Annotated in this window: 19 protein-coding genes; 11 read left to right on the top strand and 8 right to left on the bottom strand. The window is 59.6% G+C overall.

What is annotated here, in order from left to right:
• Positions 1-114: integrase core domain-containing protein (locus DU478_RS15240; protein WP_147276363.1), on the top strand; the 114-nt coding region annotated here is incomplete at its 5' end.
• Here DU478_RS15240 and DU478_RS15245 read toward each other — a convergent pair.
• The 6 genes from DU478_RS15245 to DU478_RS15270 form a co-directional block, all read right to left on the bottom strand.
• A complete protein-coding gene (locus DU478_RS15245) occupies positions 111-386 on the bottom strand; it encodes a BrxE family protein (protein ID WP_158545795.1) in 276 nt (91 codons plus the stop codon). The two genes, DU478_RS15240 and DU478_RS15245, sit on opposite strands and share 4 nt — an antisense overlap.
• Positions 387-397: 11 nt before the next feature.
• Positions 398-589, bottom strand: a complete 192-nt coding sequence (locus DU478_RS15250) for a helix-turn-helix domain-containing protein (RefSeq protein ID WP_114511834.1) — start codon at positions 587-589, stop codon at positions 398-400.
• A 390-nt stretch (positions 590-979) separates the two neighbouring features.
• Complete coding sequence (locus DU478_RS15255) at positions 980-1,183, bottom strand: helix-turn-helix transcriptional regulator (protein ID WP_114511835.1); 204 nt, start codon at positions 1,181-1,183, stop codon at positions 980-982.
• A gap of 624 nt (positions 1,184-1,807) precedes the next feature.
• Positions 1,808-2,725 carry a plasmid partitioning protein RepB C-terminal domain-containing protein gene (locus DU478_RS15260; protein ID WP_114511836.1) on the bottom strand — a complete coding sequence of 306 codons (918 nt, stop codon included), beginning with the start codon at positions 2,723-2,725 and terminating at the stop codon, positions 1,808-1,810.
• Positions 2,722-3,633 carry a plasmid partitioning protein RepB C-terminal domain-containing protein gene (locus tag DU478_RS15265; RefSeq protein WP_114511837.1) on the bottom strand — a complete coding sequence of 304 codons (912 nt, stop codon included), beginning with the start codon at positions 3,631-3,633 and terminating at the stop codon, positions 2,722-2,724. Before DU478_RS15265 ends, DU478_RS15260 begins: the two co-directional genes overlap by 4 nt.
• The gene (locus DU478_RS15270) at positions 3,633-5,204 is read right to left on the bottom strand and encodes a recombinase family protein (protein ID WP_114511838.1); all 1,572 of its coding nucleotides are present in this window, start codon (positions 5,202-5,204) and stop codon (positions 3,633-3,635) included. Before DU478_RS15270 ends, DU478_RS15265 begins: the two co-directional genes overlap by 1 nt.
• Positions 5,205-5,450: 246 nt before the next feature.
• Here DU478_RS15270 and DU478_RS15275 point away from each other — a divergent pair, with 246 nt between their 5' ends.
• The 3 genes from DU478_RS15275 to DU478_RS15285 all read left to right on the top strand — a co-directional run bounded on the left by DU478_RS15275 (position 5,451) and on the right by DU478_RS15285 (position 6,417).
• A complete protein-coding gene (locus tag DU478_RS15275; RefSeq protein ID WP_114511839.1) occupies positions 5,451-5,762 on the top strand; it encodes an XRE family transcriptional regulator in 312 nt (103 codons plus the stop codon).
• Between the two features lie 84 nt (positions 5,763-5,846).
• A complete protein-coding gene (locus tag DU478_RS15280; RefSeq protein ID WP_114511840.1) occupies positions 5,847-6,101 on the top strand; it encodes a ribbon-helix-helix domain-containing protein in 255 nt (84 codons plus the stop codon).
• A gap of 4 nt (positions 6,102-6,105) precedes the next feature.
• Positions 6,106-6,417, top strand: a complete 312-nt coding sequence (locus DU478_RS15285; protein WP_114511841.1) for a type II toxin-antitoxin system RelE/ParE family toxin — start codon at positions 6,106-6,108, stop codon at positions 6,415-6,417.
• A 280-nt stretch (positions 6,418-6,697) separates the two neighbouring features.
• Here the strand turns inward: DU478_RS15285 and DU478_RS15290 are convergent, their stop codons facing one another.
• On the bottom strand, positions 6,698-8,914 hold the full coding sequence (locus tag DU478_RS15290) for a Mu transposase C-terminal domain-containing protein (RefSeq protein ID WP_147276364.1): 2,217 nt from the start codon (positions 8,912-8,914) through the stop codon (positions 6,698-6,700).
• Positions 8,911-9,465 (bottom strand): hypothetical protein, encoded by a 555-nt coding sequence (locus DU478_RS15295; RefSeq protein WP_114511843.1) that lies wholly within the window; start codon positions 9,463-9,465, stop codon positions 8,911-8,913. The genes DU478_RS15290 and DU478_RS15295 overlap by 4 nt, the downstream gene beginning before the upstream one ends.
• A gap of 674 nt (positions 9,466-10,139) precedes the next feature.
• Between DU478_RS15295 and DU478_RS15300 the strand changes: the two genes are divergently transcribed.
• The 7 genes from DU478_RS15300 (at position 10,140) to DU478_RS15330 (ending at position 17,867) form a co-directional block, all read left to right on the top strand.
• The gene (locus DU478_RS15300; RefSeq protein WP_158545796.1) at positions 10,140-11,393 is read left to right on the top strand and encodes a helix-turn-helix domain-containing protein; all 1,254 of its coding nucleotides are present in this window, start codon (positions 10,140-10,142) and stop codon (positions 11,391-11,393) included.
• 195 nt (positions 11,394-11,588) lie between these two features.
• Positions 11,589-12,662, top strand: coding sequence for a DNA (cytosine-5-)-methyltransferase (dcm, locus tag DU478_RS15305; protein WP_114511845.1), 1,074 nt, complete (start codon positions 11,589-11,591; stop codon positions 12,660-12,662).
• The gene (locus DU478_RS15310) at positions 12,655-13,143 is read left to right on the top strand and encodes a very short patch repair endonuclease (protein WP_233501333.1); all 489 of its coding nucleotides are present in this window, start codon (positions 12,655-12,657) and stop codon (positions 13,141-13,143) included. Before dcm ends, DU478_RS15310 begins: the two co-directional genes overlap by 8 nt.
• Positions 13,144-13,155: 12 nt before the next feature.
• Positions 13,156-14,784 carry an ATP-binding protein gene (locus tag DU478_RS15315; protein ID WP_114511847.1) on the top strand — a complete coding sequence of 543 codons (1,629 nt, stop codon included), beginning with the start codon at positions 13,156-13,158 and terminating at the stop codon, positions 14,782-14,784.
• On the top strand, positions 14,765-15,616 hold the full coding sequence (locus DU478_RS15320) for an HNH endonuclease (protein WP_233501334.1): 852 nt from the start codon (positions 14,765-14,767) through the stop codon (positions 15,614-15,616). The genes DU478_RS15315 and DU478_RS15320 overlap by 20 nt, the downstream gene beginning before the upstream one ends.
• Positions 15,613-17,436, top strand: coding sequence for a DEAD/DEAH box helicase (locus DU478_RS15325; protein WP_233501336.1), 1,824 nt, complete (start codon positions 15,613-15,615; stop codon positions 17,434-17,436). Before DU478_RS15320 ends, DU478_RS15325 begins: the two co-directional genes overlap by 4 nt.
• Positions 17,433-17,867, top strand: coding sequence for an EcoRII N-terminal effector-binding domain-containing protein (locus tag DU478_RS15330; RefSeq protein ID WP_114511849.1), 435 nt, complete (start codon positions 17,433-17,435; stop codon positions 17,865-17,867). Before DU478_RS15325 ends, DU478_RS15330 begins: the two co-directional genes overlap by 4 nt.
• The last annotated feature ends 49 nt before the right edge of the window (positions 17,868-17,916 follow it).

Consider the following 17,916-nt stretch of genomic DNA (forward strand, 5'->3'; position numbering starts at 1 on the left):
ATCGAAAGATGGCGCCGCCACTACAATACTGTCAGACCGCACAGCTCCCTCGGATATCGCCCGCCAGCGCCAGAAAGCTTCATGCCGATGGACCACAGACCGACCATGCACTAACATTCCATATGGATCACTCGATGGGGGCAGGCCATACCGATGCGGCTGTCGTGAACCCGCCGTGCCGATTCGATCACACCACTAAGGCGGGCGGCGTCGGAGCGACTGCCATAAATAGGCGAAAGAAATGCCGACGCGTGAGGGGAGAGCCAAAGCGAGGCCCACCAATCGCTTTGCTCTTTCTCGCCCAAATACCCGACGCACAGCCTAAGGGTCAGGATGTCGGAAAGAGTGGCATCGGCAGCGACAAGTCTTCCTTCATTCTCAGTCAAGCTCTGCTCCCTCAACTCTTTCCTGGCTGTTTCTCGCCAGTTTGCTCATCTATCCATTGCTCGATCTCTGTGCGCCTAAAGCGCCACGAGCCGCCAACTTTGAAGGCGGGGAGCTTACCCTCACCGGCGAGGCGGTATGCCGTCTTCTCCTTTATTCTCAGGTAGGCCGCGACCTCGCTGACGGTAAGGATGTCTTGCTGCATCGCCGGCTCCGAATATTCGGCCTTCTTGAGAAAATACGGGAAAGTTGCCCCCTCCTACAACCCTCCGGTGTTCGCTTCTAAGCCATGTTTGGTGGTCGCCTGTCGGCATGGCACGTTCGCCGATCCCTGCCTCAGGGACCGGCCCAGGGTCTTCAACACCAGCCCCGCCGACGTTCGCACCGTCCCGGACGAAACTACGGAAGAGCGACGGAATTTGCATCCGGATGTCACCAAGAATGTCGCCGCGCCCTGCTAGACCCGGGCCCGCAGCTATGGGGCTCGAGGCGCACGTTTGGAGTAGTTCGCGGATGCGGAGGCCCCGGACGCAGTCGGGGCTCCCCCAACGGCCAAAGGTTGTTCCGGCGTTCGCCCGACAGGACAAACGGGGCGTCAGTAGGCCGGGACGTTCTGATCGGAGGTGGCGTTGATCACGTCGCGCTCGAAGGCCTCGATATCGGCGATACGGTAGACGACACGCCCTCCGATCTTCATGTATGCAGGGCCCTCGCCGGCCCACCGCCAGCGTTCCAAGGTTCGGTGCGAAATGGTCCAGCGTTCCGCCAGTTCTTTCTGGTTCAAGCAGGTTGGTTTCATCGTGATCTCCTTCTTCGCAACTCACAGCGGTTGCAGGAGGAAGAAGGCGTGAAAGAAAAAGAGAGGCAAGTCAGTGTCTTGAGGCGCTCTGCGCAAAGGAGCCGCGGCCGCGGAGAGCCGTTATCGCGCCCGGCGAGAGCGAGAGAAAGCAATCGTATCGGACGATATTCCCAGAGAAACGTGGCAGATGGTCGGCATTTGAATCTGCCCGCTGAGCGGAGTTTTTGCGTATCGCTTTCCCTCCGATTTCGCGGGATTACGATGGGATTCACAGCAATAACCGATGGCTACGATTCCCCTTAGAATCATGCGTTTGAAAGTCTCGGTCGGACACTTTGCTCCCGCTTTATATTTGCTTTGATCGTGTTCTGTTCAGTCGCAACCGAGTAGTAGCGAGAAGAAATGGCGGGTGGGCGTGCCGAAGTTGCCCGGCCTTCGACACGCCCCGAAGAAACGCAGTCACGAGCGCGGCCGCGCGGCCGGCGAAAACTCGAGCCAGCCTGGTGGGCCCCGAGCGGGTTCGCCGCCATCCCCACCGCCGCGCTCGATCCGGCCCACAGTCCGGCGTCTCCCGCGGTCCCCGCGCTTATCGGGTCCGGGTCCCCATCAAGTCTGCCGCGCCGGCTATTCCGTCTCGGCCGGCACCACTGACTCCATCTCGGCAATCGTCTGAAACTCGGACAGGAATTCGGGTCGCGTCTGCATGAGGTAGCGAACGACCCTGGCGTTCCCGAGCAGCTTGACGACGTAGGCCTTGATCACGGTCAGATGCAGGTGATCTTGGCCGTAGGTGTCCTGGATCGAGGCGATGCCCTCCTGCAGGCGGGCGAGTTCCTGTTCCATCCGCGCAATCGCCTCGGGAGTGATGCCCTTCACCTTCTTTGGCTTGGACGCGTCGACCAGCTGCGCCTGCGGCGTGCCAGCGAGGATCGCCTTCACGTAGGCGACGGAGTAGTTGTTGGCGTTGACCAGCAGTTCGGCCGCCTCGATCTGGCGCATGGTCTTCATCTTGCGGAGCGCGTCGAACACGGCGCCCGTAGCGGGCTTGTCTTTCAGGATCGCAATGGCTTCCTCGGAGATGCCATCGAGCAGCTTGATCTTCTTCTGGATGCTGCGGGTGCCGAGATCGAGCGCGGCTGCGATCTTCTCCTCGGGCACGCCGCGCTCGATCGCCTTGCGGATCATCCTGTGCTCCTGGATCGGCGCAAGGCGGCTGACTTGCCTATTGTAGGTGAACGCCTCGTCGTCGGTGGAGACGAGGCATTCCACCTCCTGCACGCCGTCATCCTTCAAGGCCTCGATCCGCAGGTGCCCGTCGAGCAACAACCAGGTGGCGGATTTGTCGGGGTTCGGGACGACGACTGGTGGTTCGACGATCCCGATCTGCGCGATGGAGGCGACGATCTGACGGTATTTTCGGCTGGATTTTGCGCTCTTGCTAAGGGTTCGCAGGGGCAAGATCACGTCGATCGGCAGCGTGACACAGTCATCCTCGAAGCCGTGATTGACGCTGGCCGGGCGTTTGTCCGCACCCCGTTTCATGACAAGGGTCCGTCGGTAACCGCCTGCTGCGCAAGATCGGCGGGCATCGTCTCCAGCCCCTCGGCCCGCAGCAACGTCATGAAGTGCTCGTCCGCGCATAGCTTCCGGAACGCCTCGCGCACGAACATGAGCCGGCTCTGCGTGAGTTCGGCCTTCTTGATCAGCAGCTTCTGGCGTGCCGCTTCCTGCTGATACGCCCGGACAAGTCCCTCGCTGGTCAGCGCGCGTTTCGCCACCCTCCGCCCGAGCGCATTGCTCTTGATCTGGGGCCCGCGGAGCTCGCGCTGCTGGATCAGGCGGCGCACAAGCGACAGTTTCCGGCCACGCAGCTTTTTCTGAGTGTAGGCGTCCATCAGCGCCTTCTGAGCGCCCTTGGCGTCGGTCTTGGAGATCTGGATGGCGAGGTTGAGCGGGAGCAGTCCAGTCTCCACGGCGGAGACGAGGCGCTCCTCGCCCTTCTCCAGCAGTCCGGCGATCATGTTCACGTACTCGTAGGAGACCCCGATCTTTTCGCCGATCTGGCGGTCGTTGTAGCCGCGTTCGCGAAGCGAGCCGATCTCGCGCATCAGATCGATCGGGTTGTACTGCCGCCTTGCGCAGTTCTCCACGAGGCTCATGACGAGGCAGTCGCTCTCGTCGGCTTCGATCACGATGGCCGGGATGTTGTCCTGCTTGAGTTCGATGAAGGCCTCGAGGCGGCCCTGACCGCAGACCAGGTCATACTCCTGCGGATCGGTCCCGGCGCGCGGCGCCACGGTGATCGGTCGCTTCAGGCCGATGCGCGCGATGTTCTCCACCATCGCCTCGAAGGTGCGCCGGTTGCGGACGCGGGGATTGAGGATCCGGATCCGGTCACAAGGGATCAGGGTCACCTGCTTCTGGCTGGTCGGCTCCATGTCGTCGGGCATCACGCCACCTCCGCGATCCTGGCCCGCGAGGCGAGCGCGTAGAAGAAATCGAGCGTGTCGAACCGGTACGCATCGAGCGCGAGCCCGTTCTGCTCGGCGAATTTCAGCTTCCCGAAGGTCATGTCGATGCTGGGCAGCACGTAGTAGTCGCGCGGCGCCTCGTTTACCTCGTCCATGCGCACGGCGATGGTGATGTCGGGAACCAGGCCGGTGTCGAGGCGGATGCGCCAGCGCAGCGATCCGGCCGCCGTCGCCGCGCAGCGGGCGAGCACGATGGACACGGTGAACTCGTCGTTGACGCGAAGCAGATCGGTCTCCGGATCTTGCACAGCCCGCCCACCGTGCCGCGTGACCCCGGCGATGATCTCGGCCACCACCTGCGGATGCGCCTGTCGCAGCGCCCGGTTGATCTCGATGTAGCTGTAGTCGCGGTCCGGCTCGTAGCCGATCAGCCGGTAGGCGCGCAGCAGGCTGCCGAAGCGGCTGCGATAGGCGCTGGAGGAGGGAAGATCATCCTCCTCGTCGATGATCAGACCCGACAGCATGCCTTGCCGCTTCAGGATCGTGCGCAAAGCATCGAGCAACACTTCGTCAGAGAAATGGTGGCTGCGGGCGTCGACGATTTCCCGGGTCCGCAGGAAAAGGGCCTTGTCGACGATAGCCGGGAACGCGCCCTCCGCCCGGATCCACATATCCCGAGGGTTCACGACACGGCGCTGCTTCAGCTTGAACGACACCTTGTTGAAGACGTTGTTCCCGATGTACTTTTCGTTGGTCAGCACCTGATGGACGGTCGCCCGGGTCCACGGTCGGTCGAGATCGGTGCGGTGGCCTTCGGCGTTCAGGACCTCCGCGATCTCGCGCTCGGGACTTCCCTCGTTGACGAACATCTCGTACATGCGCTGGACGACCCGCTGCTCCTCTTCAGGGCCCGGCACCAGGATCACGCGATCGGTCTGGAGGCTCTTCTGCTCGCCGCGGGACAGCTCGCCCTTCGGATTGCCGTGCTCGTCGATCAGCACTCGCCGCAGCCCGTATCCGGCGGCGCCGCCCTGGCGATAACCGAGTTCCACGAGGCGGCACTGCCCGGCGAAGACCTTCACCGACAGCTCGCGGCTGTACTCGCCGGCCATCACGCGCTTCACGGTCTTCAGGAGGTTCGAGCCGATGCTGCCGTCGTTCTCGAACTGCTCGCCGCAGTAATGGACCCGGATGCCGGCGCGGGAGCAGACGTGCTCGTGATAGGCGCCCTCGTCGGCGTCCTGAAACCGGCCCCAGCGGCTGACGTCATAGACGAGGATCGCCTTGAAATCGGCTTGGCCCGACTGGACCTCGGCCATCAGGCTCTGCAGCGCCTCCCGGCCATCCAGCCGCAGGCCGGATCGCCCGGAGTCCTCGAACGTCCGCAGGATCGTCAGGCCGCGGGTTTCGGCATACTTGCGAATGACGTCCAGCTGATTTTCGGTCGAGTACTTCTGGTGGTCTGTCGACATCCGGACGTAGGCGACAGCGGGGACGTCTTGCTCGGCCGCCGTGCTACCCGTTTCGGTGTTGCCGCTTTGACCTGCCATTCACCGTGCCCCTGTTCACAGCGCGAAGCCCCGGCAAGCCCGTTGCGGGTGCCGCGCTGTGCCTCGGCGGGCGGCCAGTCGCATTGGCCCCCTCATGCGTCCATGCGCCGGCGTTCCGGTTCTGCCGTTCATATTCCTCACCTTCGGAAGTGCGGATGCCCGCCGCAGCTTTCCGGACCGGCCCGTCACGGGCGCAGACGGATTCTGCGGTTTTCATGTCTCTCCAGACATTTAGCGGAGAAACACATGAAGATGCGGGTGAAGATGGGCACAGTTGTGCCGAAGATGGGCACATTTGTGCACCCCGAGGATGTTCCGGGCGATTATCGCGCGGCCGTGGCGATGGCGTTGCACGCGGAACTCGGATCGACCCACCGGGCGATCAAGTCCGCCATGAAGTGGACTGGGGCCAGCGAGAGGACGGTGAAATACTGGTTCGCAGGCGAGCGCGGTCCGAGCGGCGAGCACCTGGTGTCGCTCGCTCGGCATTCGGACGTTGTGCTGGTCTTGCTGCTGACAATGGCGGATCGTCTGGTTCTGGAGGATGGAGAAGGGTAGGCAGGACCGCCACCCGCCGAGCGTGCCCCTTGTTCCGTGTTCGATATTGGTTATCTTGAACACACACGATGTAGGGAGATCGCCATGTCTCGGACCACCACCATGACCGTGCGCGTCAGCGGCGCGCTCAGCGAGTTCGTCGCGACCAATGTCGGCGAGGACGGCGCCTATGAGAACGTCAGCGAGTACATCCGCGATCTGATCCGTCGCGACAAGGAGCGCGTCGAGCGTGAGGCGTTTGATCGGCTGAAGGCCGAGTTGAACCGTGCCTTCGCCGCGCCCGAGGAGAGCTACAAGCCCCTAACCGCCGCCGAGGTGATCGCCCGGAACCGGACCTGAGCGCATGGCGATCCGGATCCAGGAGGCGGCGTCCGTCCGCCTCGACGAGATCTACCAATACACACGTGACACGTGGGGCGAAGCGCAGGCCGAGACCTACATCACCGGCTTGTTCGCCGCGTTCGAGCAGATCGAAACGCGCGGTGTGCATTCGCGGGCCGTGCCCGCCGAATTCGGGGTGGAAGGGTATTTCTTCCGGTACGAGCGGCATTTCGTCTATTGGAGGCACCTGTCGAATGGCGATGTCGGCATCGTCACGATCCTGCACGAACGGATGCATCAGATTGACCGTTTCAAAGAAGATTTCTTCGGATAAAGCTCGGCGCGCGGGCCATTCTCCAAGGCCTTGAGCCGGCAGCCGCAGACAAAATGATCTTGGTTTGTATCCGTTTTGATCATGCTTTGTTTTGCAAGCAGCGCAAGCAAGCGTAGGCCCGAGTTTTGAACAGAACCTCCTTGGATTCGCCGATTTCAGAATGGATCCCGGTCGCTACTTCGAGCAGAGGTTTCAGGCGCTCCGCTCCCTCCGCCACTTGCCCTCGCGAAAGCGTTCTCCCGATCCGGCTGCGGCCGGATTTTTCCGTTGTTTTCGGGGGTTATGCGGGAGGGGCTGTTAACCGGCTCACGCGCCGAAGGGCACACACGCATTCGCGAGGCAGGATCTCCTCGCCAGGTTCCTCGCCATCGTCCAAAAGCGAACCGCCGTCGACCATGTCGAAAGTCGAAAAGAGCGATGCTTCGAGGCGCTTGAATTCCTTTTCGGAGATCGCCGTGTCGGGAAGTCCAAAGACCGCCGCCTTGTGCGCGGAAAGAGCCTCGATCTCGTCGATCGCTCGAAACACCGTCTCCTCGTCCCAAGCTTTTCGCCCTGCCGACCGGGCACGAAGCGCTCGGCGGCTCGTCAGCCAGACGTGGAGGTTCACACCGGCGAACCGCTCATGAACAGCAGGAATTTCGCGCCATTCGCCATCAAGGAAAACCTCGATTGCCCCCAGGTCTTCCGCTTCCCAGCGGATATCGACGACCGTGGGTCCGGACCGGATGAGCCGTGCCGCGAGGTCTCGGTGATGATACTTGATGCCCATGACAACGATGCCGGATTTCGAGATTTTCCGTTTGTCACGAAGCCCGAATGCCAGTCTTTTGCTCCGCGTGTCCGGCAGAGCTCGGAGCGGATAGTTGCCGTTGGATATATCCTCATCCCATTGCTCGCGGGGTGTGAGCCCTTCGAGACCCGCATGCGGAGAGTTGTGGTAAATATCGACGATCCAGCGGACCAGGGCGAAGGCGACATCTGACGCATCCAGACATGCGCGGCCTGCCGCGGGATAGTCACCCCTCTCCCTTGGATTGGAAAACGTTCGTCCGCGAAGCCGTGGCATGAGATCGAGACCTGCCGTGTGAAACACTCGCTCGACAGTCCCGCGCATGCCGGGAATGCCGCCAATTGTCCTGAGGAACGACATCCCCAAGTCCATGCAGGTACTGCTGAACAAATCCGCTTTAAAAGCTGGGCCATTGTCAGAGACAAGTAGTTCGGGAATTACGGCATAGGGCCATGGGCTCAGGGCACCCACGTCGTCTGCCCATTGACCCTTGTCACTCATCACCATGCGAAGGCATTCACGTGCTGCGCTGGTGGTCGGGTTTCTGGTAAGCTTGGCTCCAAGGATGACCTTTGTGCGACAATCTATTGCGAGAACCAACCACCAGCGCGCTTTCTCCCCGTTCAGCTCCAACGCCTCTATGAAGTCTTTCCCAAAAACCTGATCAAGTTTCGCAGAAAAAATCATGGATATGAGGTCAATTCGCCACTCATCAATTTCGACGCGTTCACCAGGTCGGGAGACCTGCACGCCCTTCGCGACGGATCGTAATTTCTTTATTGCGTGATCACGGCCCCACCGTGCGATAAGGACCTTCAGAAAGTCGAGCTTACCAATCGTTGACAGAATGGCGTCACGCCCCGGAATATCCAGCAACTCTACTCGCTCTGCCGCCGGCTTATCCCTATTCTCGGCCTCGCGCCTCTGATTTTCCTTCCGGAACCCGCGCCGAACGTCTTGGACAGTCTGCTTTTTGGTCTTTCTCTCGGTTGTAAGGTAGCTCGCCTGAACAAGCTCCATCATCAGACCGAGCACCTCCGGCCTATAGGCAGAGGTTCTGTTCCCCGAATACGAAAGATTGTCGACCAAGGCTGACAATCCGTGTTTCCGATATTCAGCGACAAACTTTCTGATCGTGTCCGAACTGAACAGGGTAACGGTTACCTCGGGCTTGCCGCCTCGCTGCTTCCGGCCAGCCCTCTCTATACGCCGATCACCACGGTTCTTCCGTTCGTGCTCGAGCATCTGCTGCTGAGAGGCCACCTCTTGGAAGTAAGGTTTGATCAGCTCCTCAATCTTGTCTCGGGACTCTTCAATGTCTGTGGTGTTATTGCGAATTCCCAGTTCTTCGACTGCCATTACATGGGCATACCGGCTGAAGAACCGTGCCCTTGGCTTATCGGGAAGATCAGAAACCCTGAAGCTGACGTCTGCCAGCCCCACCGCCGGCCTCAGATCGGCGGGAAGGTAATACCCGACCTCGTGCTTGATGCGTCCAATTGCGCTCAAGCGACTTAGATTAGACATCGGAAACTGCTCGGCTAAGCCAATCCCATCTGCAGGCACGAGTTCCACGTCTTCGCCGACGTATCTGTTCAAACGAAAGGCTTTGCCGTTGATCGTTATCCGATCATGCACGCCGATGCTGAACCCGGTCCCGACAGGCTTTATCTGGTCCGCCGGCACCATTCTGAATGGAACACTCAACTTACGGACTCCTTGCGCGAAACCAGCGTCACCGGGGTTATCCGCTCGTTTTGGGGCACGAGCAGGTCACCGAAAGAAATGAGCTTCAGGAGCGCGCGGTAGCCACGTGCTCCGAGACCGAGATTGTCTGTCAGGGCCTTGATGCTGACGCGCCCCTGAAGATTCCCCACGAGCGCCCGGGCGGCATCTTCGGCATCTGGATCCCGATCCCGAAGCGCGACGTTGATGTTTGCGTTGTGCAGCGCTTTTGCGTCGATATCCTGCTCAGTCAGCAACCGGACCGAATGGGCAAATTTCTTTTCCTGCACCCACCACGCGACTGTCCGCATGTGTTCGACAAAGCGACCCGACTGAAGGTCGATCGTCGGCTTGATTGTGCACGCAATACGCCGACCGTCGCCTTTCGTCACGACCATGTCGAAGAAATGCCGAAGCTCGTCCCGTCGTCCATAGACGAAGCGCACCTGCTCCCGCACATCGACAACGTCTGCACGCACGCTCTGCAATTGCAGATGGCACTGTTCGATCCAGGCCTCCGATACCGTGCGCATCCCGGGACCATCGCCAAGCACGGTGAAGCCTGTACAGTGCCCTTTCGACGCATTCGCGATCCTTCGGTCTGCCCGAGATGGTTCGGGCAACACTCTTCCCTCCGAAAAACACGGCATATTCGTTCTCCTTTTGCATAGAGAGACCGCCTGCCGGCACGGCGGCCGACAGCGCCCGAAGGCTGCGGTCTATTTTTGGGGTTAGTGTCGACGCTCAGCCGATACGGGCTGGCTCCGCTCTTGAAGATCCTGACATTTCAACGAGCCAGTGACTCGGTGCCAATGGATGAGCTATGGAAAGTCGCGACGTCCGATCGGGGTATCATCTCCGGTCCGTGGTTGCTTCGTTTCAAAAGCAATGTTGGCCACTCTTTCTCGCGACGAAGAATTTTTTTTCTTTTGGGCGTTTCTCCTTCTGATCAGTGATTCTCTCGCTAAGGAATCCGATCACGAGTCCTCTGGTCAACGCTGAGAAACTTCTTTGTGCGCCGCGAGTGATGCGCCGTGCTGCCAACATGGCCTCAAGCATGGAACTCGCACGGCAAAACGCTGAAGTTTAATCCAAATTCTGACGCTGAATTTTCCCGGACTATGGTGGTCAACAACCTATAAATTGTGCATGATGTGCGAAGCGGCCCCTGCATCTTGAGTCCGCTTCAAGAAGACGGAGCTTTACGGTGACCAAAGCAGCATCTTTTCGAACGCCAGATGCGCGGAGGTCGGCGCTCAAGCTGGCTGAAACCATTGGCGTGAAAAGGGCGGCTCAAGAGCTGGGTTTACACCGCAACACACTGAACAACTGGAAACGTCGAAAGAAGGAGCAAGGGACACAGGGGTTGAAGCCTTCACCCCGAAAACAGACGACACATCCGCAGATGACGCCCGCCGCCACGGTTCAGGCGATAATCGATCTCGCTTTGGCGCATCCTTCTTTCGGCTGTTACAGGCTTAGGGAACTACTGCGGTCGGATGATCGCCAGGTCTCGACGACGACGATCCAGAACATCCTGAACAGGAAAGGTCTCGGGACACAGAGGGGCCGCCTGATGGCCCTGGAGGATCGCGGAACTCTGGACGGTATGAGCTGCGAGCAGACCGAGTTCGTCAACCGCATGAATCCGTGTTTCCCCAAGTGCAATGTCCGGAACCAAGGCCCCGGTTGGGCGCTCGTGGCTGGATCATGGAGCATCCGTGCTGGCGGCTCACCGGACAACATGTTGCTCTTCACCGTCCTTGATGTCTGGACAGGATATGTGTTTAGCGTTGTGACGAATGACGATAAGAAAGATAAGGCGCTCCAGAAGCTGAACCATCAGATTGCACGATTTTACCGTGGATGGGGGTGCAAGGTTCAGTCCATATACTTGTTCGAAGGAATGGATGAGTCGGACAATTCATTTCTCTCTTATGAGAACAGCCACTTTCTTTTTCAGGCGCATCTATCTCAGAACATCATAGTGCGAAATCATCGGTCATGTTGCCTGATGCGGTTTCAAGAGATAATTTCAAAGGAATTCTTTAAGCTTCTTGATGCCGACACGTTCCGATCAAACGTGGATGAGTTCGATCAGTTGCTCCATGAATGGCTGCGCTACTACAACGCGGAACGGAAGCATGAAGGCTATCCGCACAGCGGAAGGGCACCACTTCACCGTTTCAACTTGCGACCCAAGGTTCGATCCCAGCGAAAGACGTCTGAGCGGCAGCCTCCTGAACCAGCCCGCTGCGGCACATCCGGCGCAGAAAATTCGCGTTTTTGCGAGCCGTGGCATGGTCGAGGTCGCAAGATAAATAACCTTCTCGATTTCATCGTGAACGACATTCCGGAGGTTACAATTCAGCCCAGCAACATTCACCCGCCGCCGTTCGATTTCCTCTGGTATTATTGCAACCGGTCCCGAGTTGGCCCAGCACGAGAATTTTTTTCGTGAAGGGGAAGCGGCTTATCTTTGGCTTTCGCCGCCGGCCCACGCTACTGCGGGCCCTCATGGCAGCAGGGCACCGTGAACCTGATAGTAAGCTTTGACAGGTACTTTTTCCATGGCATTGATAGGCTACAAGTTGTAGCGTCCGTGATCTGAGACCCTGGTTCTCGTATGTAGGCGCTCAATTCTCGGAGAACACACATGGCCGCTTTTTCGCACGGTTTCACCTTCATCGACCTCTTCGCGGGCATCGGCGGCCTGCGCATAGGTTTCGAGGCGGTTGGAGGCACCTGCGTCTTCACCAGCGAGTGGAACAAGTTCTCGCAGCAAACCTACCGCGCGAATTTCGAAGACGGTCACGAGATCAACGGCGACATCACCAAGGTCGACGAGCGTGACATCCCCGCCCACGACGTCCTGCTCGCCGGATTTCCCTGCCAGCCGTTTTCCATCGCCGGGGTGTCGAAAAAAAACTCGCTGGGTCGTGCCCACGGTTTCGCGGACGAGACACAGGGCACGCTCTTCTTTGACGTGGTGCGTATCCTCAGGCACCACAAGCCGAGGGCCTTCCTGCTGGAAAACGTCAAGAACCTCTTGTCGCATGATAAGGGGAACACCTTTCGGGTCATCCTCCATGCCCTCGACGAACTGGGATACGATGTCGATCACAAGGTGATCGACGCGCGCCACTGGGTTCCGCAGCACCGGGAACGCATCTTCATTGCCGGTTTCCGGCGTGACGTGCCTGCCGTGTTTTCCCTCGACGAGGTCATCCTGCCCGGAGGCATTTCACCGACACTTGCGGACATTCTACACCCGCAGGACGGTTCGGAGGCTGTCGAGGAGCCTTATACCACCGGTCCCTTGGCCGAGGTGGGAGCCAAATATACGCTCACGCCCAACCTCTGGAAATACCTCCAGAACTACGCGGCCAAACACAAGGCGGCAGGGAACGGTTTTGGCTATGGCCTGTGCCAGCCCCACAACGTCGCGCGCACGCTCAGCGCCCGATATTTCAAGGATGGCAGCGAGATCCTGATCGCCCAGGACCACGGAACGCCGCGCCGCCTGACACCGCGAGAGTGCGCGAGGCTCATGGGATTCGACCGCAAGGGTTCGAACCGCCCGTGGAAGATCGTCGTCTCCGACACCCAAGCCTACCGGCAGTTCGGCAATGCTGTCGCCGCCCCGGTTGCCATTGCCATTGCCGAAGCGATGGCCCCGTGGATCACCAATACGGTCGCACTGCACCCCAAACGGGGGATGCGTGCCTGACAAGCCGCCTATGACCCGGTCCGCGATGATGTCGCGGATCGGTCCGAAGGATACCAAGCCCGAGATGATGGTGCGCAAAGGGCTGCACAGGCGGGGTTTCCGCTATCGCCTGCACAGACGGGACCTACCCGGAAAGCCGGACATCGTTCTGCCCAAGCATCGCGCCGTGATCTTCATCCACGGTTGTTTTTGGCACGGCCACGAGGGCTGCCATTATTTTCGCATCCCCAAGACGAATACAGATTTCTGGCAAGCCAAGATCGGACGGAACCGGGAAAGGGATGCTGCGGTCCGACAACACCTTGTAGAGTCAAGGTGGCGCGTTCTAACAGTATGGGAGTGCGCAACACGCCAGGTGCCAGGGGATTTTCTGATATCGGTGATTGCAGATTGGTTGGCAGGGCCTGAAAGCGAGGCCAGCATTTCAGGGCAGGACCTTTTCTCACGTCTGGACGGAAAGTCCGGCTCGCGAATGAAGTGAAAGAGCAGGAAGATGAACGACCTCATCAACGATCCGAATGCCGCGCGGCTCATCGTCGGACTCCGTGATACCGGTTACAATGTCAAGACCGCGGCGGCCGACATCATCGACAATTCGATCGCCGCGGGAGCCAATGCGGTGAACATCAACGTTGAATTGATGCATGACGGGCGGAAGATCGTCTATTTCGGTGACGATGGTCACGGCATGACTCGCGATGAGGTTCGTAATGCCATGCGATACGGTGCCGACGAGCGCGCGGACGCAAAGAGCCTCGGGAAATTTGGGCTGGGGCTGAAAACTGCTTCCAGCTCGGTCTGCAAGCGATACAGCCTTATTTCGAGGAAGTCGCCTGACCAAGAACTGGCGAAGTTGACCTGGGATCTCGAACATGTCGAGGCGCAGAACATCTGGGAAATGCTCGACGATCCGGTGACGCCCGATCAGGCTGATCTGTTCGAGGAACTCTGTGGTGATACCGGGACGCTCGTCGTCTGGGAAAACTGTGACCGTATCCTGTCGAAGGATTACGATCCCGGTTCCAAGGAAAAGGCCGCGATCAAGCGGCTGGCCGAAACCCTGGGCAAGCACGTTGCGCTGGTTTTTCACCGGTTCCTCGACACGTCGGATGAACGCGAACGGAATGTCACCATCCGGATCAACGATGCCGATGTGGCCGCGTGGAATCCATTCTATCCGACCCGCTCCGACCAGGTGCTCGCAGAGTCGAAACAGAGAATCCTTGTCGAATTGCCCGATGGCAGCGAAGCGGAAGCCGGTATCAAGGCGTGGATTTTACCTCACCGTCGCGACATGACAAAGGAAGAAGAGGCCAAATTCGCGCGCATTTCGAACCGGGCGCAGGGTTTTTATGTCTATCGCGAGGGGCGTCTCATTCAAGATGGCGGCTGGCTGGACGTATTTGGCGCACCCGAACCCCATACGTCGCTCCTGCGCATCGAATTCGACTTCACCCACGAATTGGACGAGGCATTCCGTATCGACGTGAAGAAATCTCGCATCCTGTTCCATCCAGAACTGGAAGACGGACTTCGCGGCCTCCTGCAACCGGTCTACCGTGAAGCCGGCAACCGGTATCGCCGCATCTCCCGCGATGACGCCAACAAGAAGGCGACAGTCGACCATGGAAGTTCCAACAAGAACATCGCGGCAACGGCGAACGTCGCCAAACCACAGGTGGCCAGCGCAGATCCGGTGAGCCAGACCGTCGAGGTGAACAACAAGCGCGGCGTAAAGATCAGGATCAAGGTTCCCGTTCAGGAACACGTCAATCCGGAGTCGATTTACGTCGAGGCGGTCACGACAATCACCAGTGGACACCTGTTCGAACCCGCCTATCGCAGTCCCGGGGTGTCGGATCACGTTCCGGGCGTTCTGCTGAACAAGCATCATGACTTCTACCAGAAAATTTACCAACGCGCCGCCGCCAGCGGATATGCCGTTGAGGGCATGGACCTGCTCCTTTACGCCTTTGCGATGGCGGAACAGAATAACACAGATCCGGAACTGGAGCCGGTGTTCGAGGACATACGCGAGGAGATCTCGTCCAACCTCAAGAAGCTGCTGCGAAATCTGCCCGATCCCACTTCGGTGGAGCTGAATGAGGCTGACGAAGTCTGAGATGCTGTCAGCGCGCCAAACCCTCATCCGTGAAGAGCTGGAGGTTGGAACCGGCGCCGCGATCGGCATGGCCGTTGACGGATCGAAAACGCGGACCGGCCTGCGGATCTGGTTTGCGGATCTCGAGGAACGGCATGGCCCCGTGGCCGAGCTGCGTCCGCATGGCCTGAAGGGTTACGCGGTGACTTTGAGGTTTGGCGCATTTGCGGGTGAGGTTGTGCGTCGGATCGCCGGTGCCGTGCCCGAAGATGTGCATTTGGCACGGGCCCTCATCGCATCCATCGACAATTCTGTCGAGATCGCAATCCAAGGGCAAGACACAGCCGACTGGAAGATCACTTCCGGAGATTTCCGGATGACGGCCATTGTTCGAAACCTCCCGCGTGACCCGGAAATCGCACTGACGCAAGTAAGCCGCGACACGATCGTGCCCATGATGGCCGCCATGGCCGAACTGATCGGATACGACATTATCGATGAGGTCGACCAAGGCGAGCCGGAATATGAAGGGGCGGAACTCGTCTCAACGGTCCGGCGCCGGGAACGGAACCCCCGCAACAGGCTCCTGTGCATCAGGCTGCACGGCGAAATCTGCGTCTGCTGCGGCGTCGACCCGCGCGCAACCTACGGCCCAGCAGGGAGCATCATCGAGGTTCACCATCTCGAGCCACTTTCACTCCGTAAAGAACCACGCCTCTATGATCCCGCGTTCGACCTCGTGCCGCTCTGCCCGAACTGTCATCGCGCCGTGCACACGCGCCGCCCCGAACCGTGGTCATTGGACGAACTGCGCGAATTGATGGCCGATCCGATGGGCAAGGCAGCCCTGTGACCTTACCGGTCGACATGCCCCGCACGTTTGACGCGGTTGTCGCTGAATTTGGCGACCGGTTCAGCATTTCCGAGCGGGTCCTCGATCCGGCCCTGCGGATCGGCAACGGCCCCGTGCGCCTTGCCGCCCGGTTGGGTGGCCTGCGGACGGTTCGTGGCGCGCAGACCTTTGTCGAGTCGCCCTCACCGCGCCACGCTTGGGTGCTGGATGGCGATACGATAAGGCCTCTGCCGCAGGATACGCCTGATCTGGTAGCCAAGATCCTTGAAGGTGCCAATCCGCAGGATGTCCCGTTTGCCTTGGGCATAAGGCTTACGCGGGAGCCGAACGAATTGATCCAGATCGAGGCAGATCAGGATATGTTCCGGTCCGGCACGGGTGCCGCCGACGAACTTGGATCGGAGATGGCCATTCCCGGACTGGACGCCAAACTGTTTCCCTATCAGGCCCGCGGTGTCCAGTGGATGTGGCAGACCGCCAAGCGGACCGGAGGTTTGATCCTCGCGGATGAAATGGGCCTTGGGAAAACCCTGCAGATCATCGCACTCCTTTTGATGGATCCGCCTCCGCACACTGCACCGGCGCTCATCGTCTGCCCGACAAGCCTGATCGCCAACTGGGTCCGTGAGATCCGCCGTTTTTCGCCATCACTCTCCATTCTGGTGCATCGGGGTGCGTATCGCGCTGGCATCTACCGCGACCTGCAGGTCGCCTCCGTCGTCATCACGACCTATGACACCATGGTCAACGACATTGCCGTGCTTTCGTCTTTGGAGTGGTCCTGGGTGATCTGCGACGAAGCTCAGGCCGTCAAGAACCCGGAGTCCAATCGTCGTCAGGCACTGGCCACCATTCCTCGGCGCTGCGCCATCCCCATGACAGGCACGCCCGTCGAGAACACCCTTCTCGACCTTTGGTCGCTGGTCGATCTGGCGGTGCCCGGAATGCTGAGCACACGAAGCGTCTTCGAGGTCGAGTTCCCAGATACTGTGGAAGCTGCTCAAAGCCTTGCGCGGCTGACCGACCCGGTAATCCTGAAGCGGCGGGTCGCCGATGTCGCAGGCGACCTGCCCGAACGGATCGATGTCGATCTTCCCATCTCGCTCGACGACGACCTCGCCCGGCAATACGAATTGGTCAGGCAAACGACTCTCGAGAAATATCCTGTGGCCGGAGCGCTGGTCGCAACGCTGCAATTGCAACTGTTCTGCGCTCACCCATGGCTACGGAGCCGGGACGATGCTCAGGATCACGACAACGCCGACGTGGTGGCAAATGACACTGTGCCCCTGATGACGCCGAAGATGGAGCGGGCCATTGCACTCCTGCGCGAAGCATTCATCAACCGGCGCAAAGTGATCATCTTTGCATCCTTCAACAGGATTGGAGACCTGCTGAAGAAAGCCGGGCATGACCTGCCCACCGCGTGGTGGGGTGCCATCAACGGCAGCACTGCTCAGGAAGATCGTCAAGCCATTGTCGATGAATTCTCGGCCTTCGACGGTCCGGCCTGTCTTGTGCTCAACCCGCGCGCCGCGGGCGCAGGGCTGAACATCACCGCCGCGACCATCGTCATCCACTTCACGCCCCTCTGGAACCCCGCCCTCGAGACGCAGGCCAGCGCACGCGCGCACCGCCGCGGACAGACCGAGCCGGTTACGATTTACCGCCTCTTCTACGAGAATACTGTGGAACAGGTGATGGTCGAGCGATCAGCATGGAAGAGTGAATTGGCGAACGAGACCTTGCCCGTGGCAATCCGCGACACCGAGGATCTGACACGGGCACTCCAGATGACCCCCAATGGAAATCCCCGATGAAGAAATTCCTCAAGACCCTCAGTGCCAATGATGTCGGCTCGACGGGAGCCCACATGGGTGGCATCCTCATTCCCAAGGGCGATGCCGAGCTTCTGGCATTCCTGCCGCACTTGGACCCCAAAGAATACAATCCAGACGAATGGATCCAGTGCGTGACGCCCGATGGGCGCGAACTTCGCTTGCGTTACGTTTACTACAACAATCGCTTTCACAAACCGAACGGGACGCGAAACGAATACCGGATCACGCACCTCACAAAATTCCTGAGGACGGAAGGTGCCAAGGAAGGCGATACTTTCGAAATCTCCAAAGAGGACGGCGCCACCCGCTACCTGATCAGTGTTGTCAAAGCCGAGCAGGAACCCGACGAGCCAGCCGACGATGGCCCCGTCCGCATCAAGATTTCCAATGGCTGGCGCCGCATACATTGACCATCGGCCGACCGGGAAACGGAAGACCGAGGGTCAAAGCCCGCTCAGC

Source organism: Thalassococcus profundi (assembly GCF_003344785.1).
In the GTDB taxonomy this organism is placed as follows: domain Bacteria; phylum Pseudomonadota; class Alphaproteobacteria; order Rhodobacterales; family Rhodobacteraceae; genus Puniceibacterium; species Puniceibacterium profundi.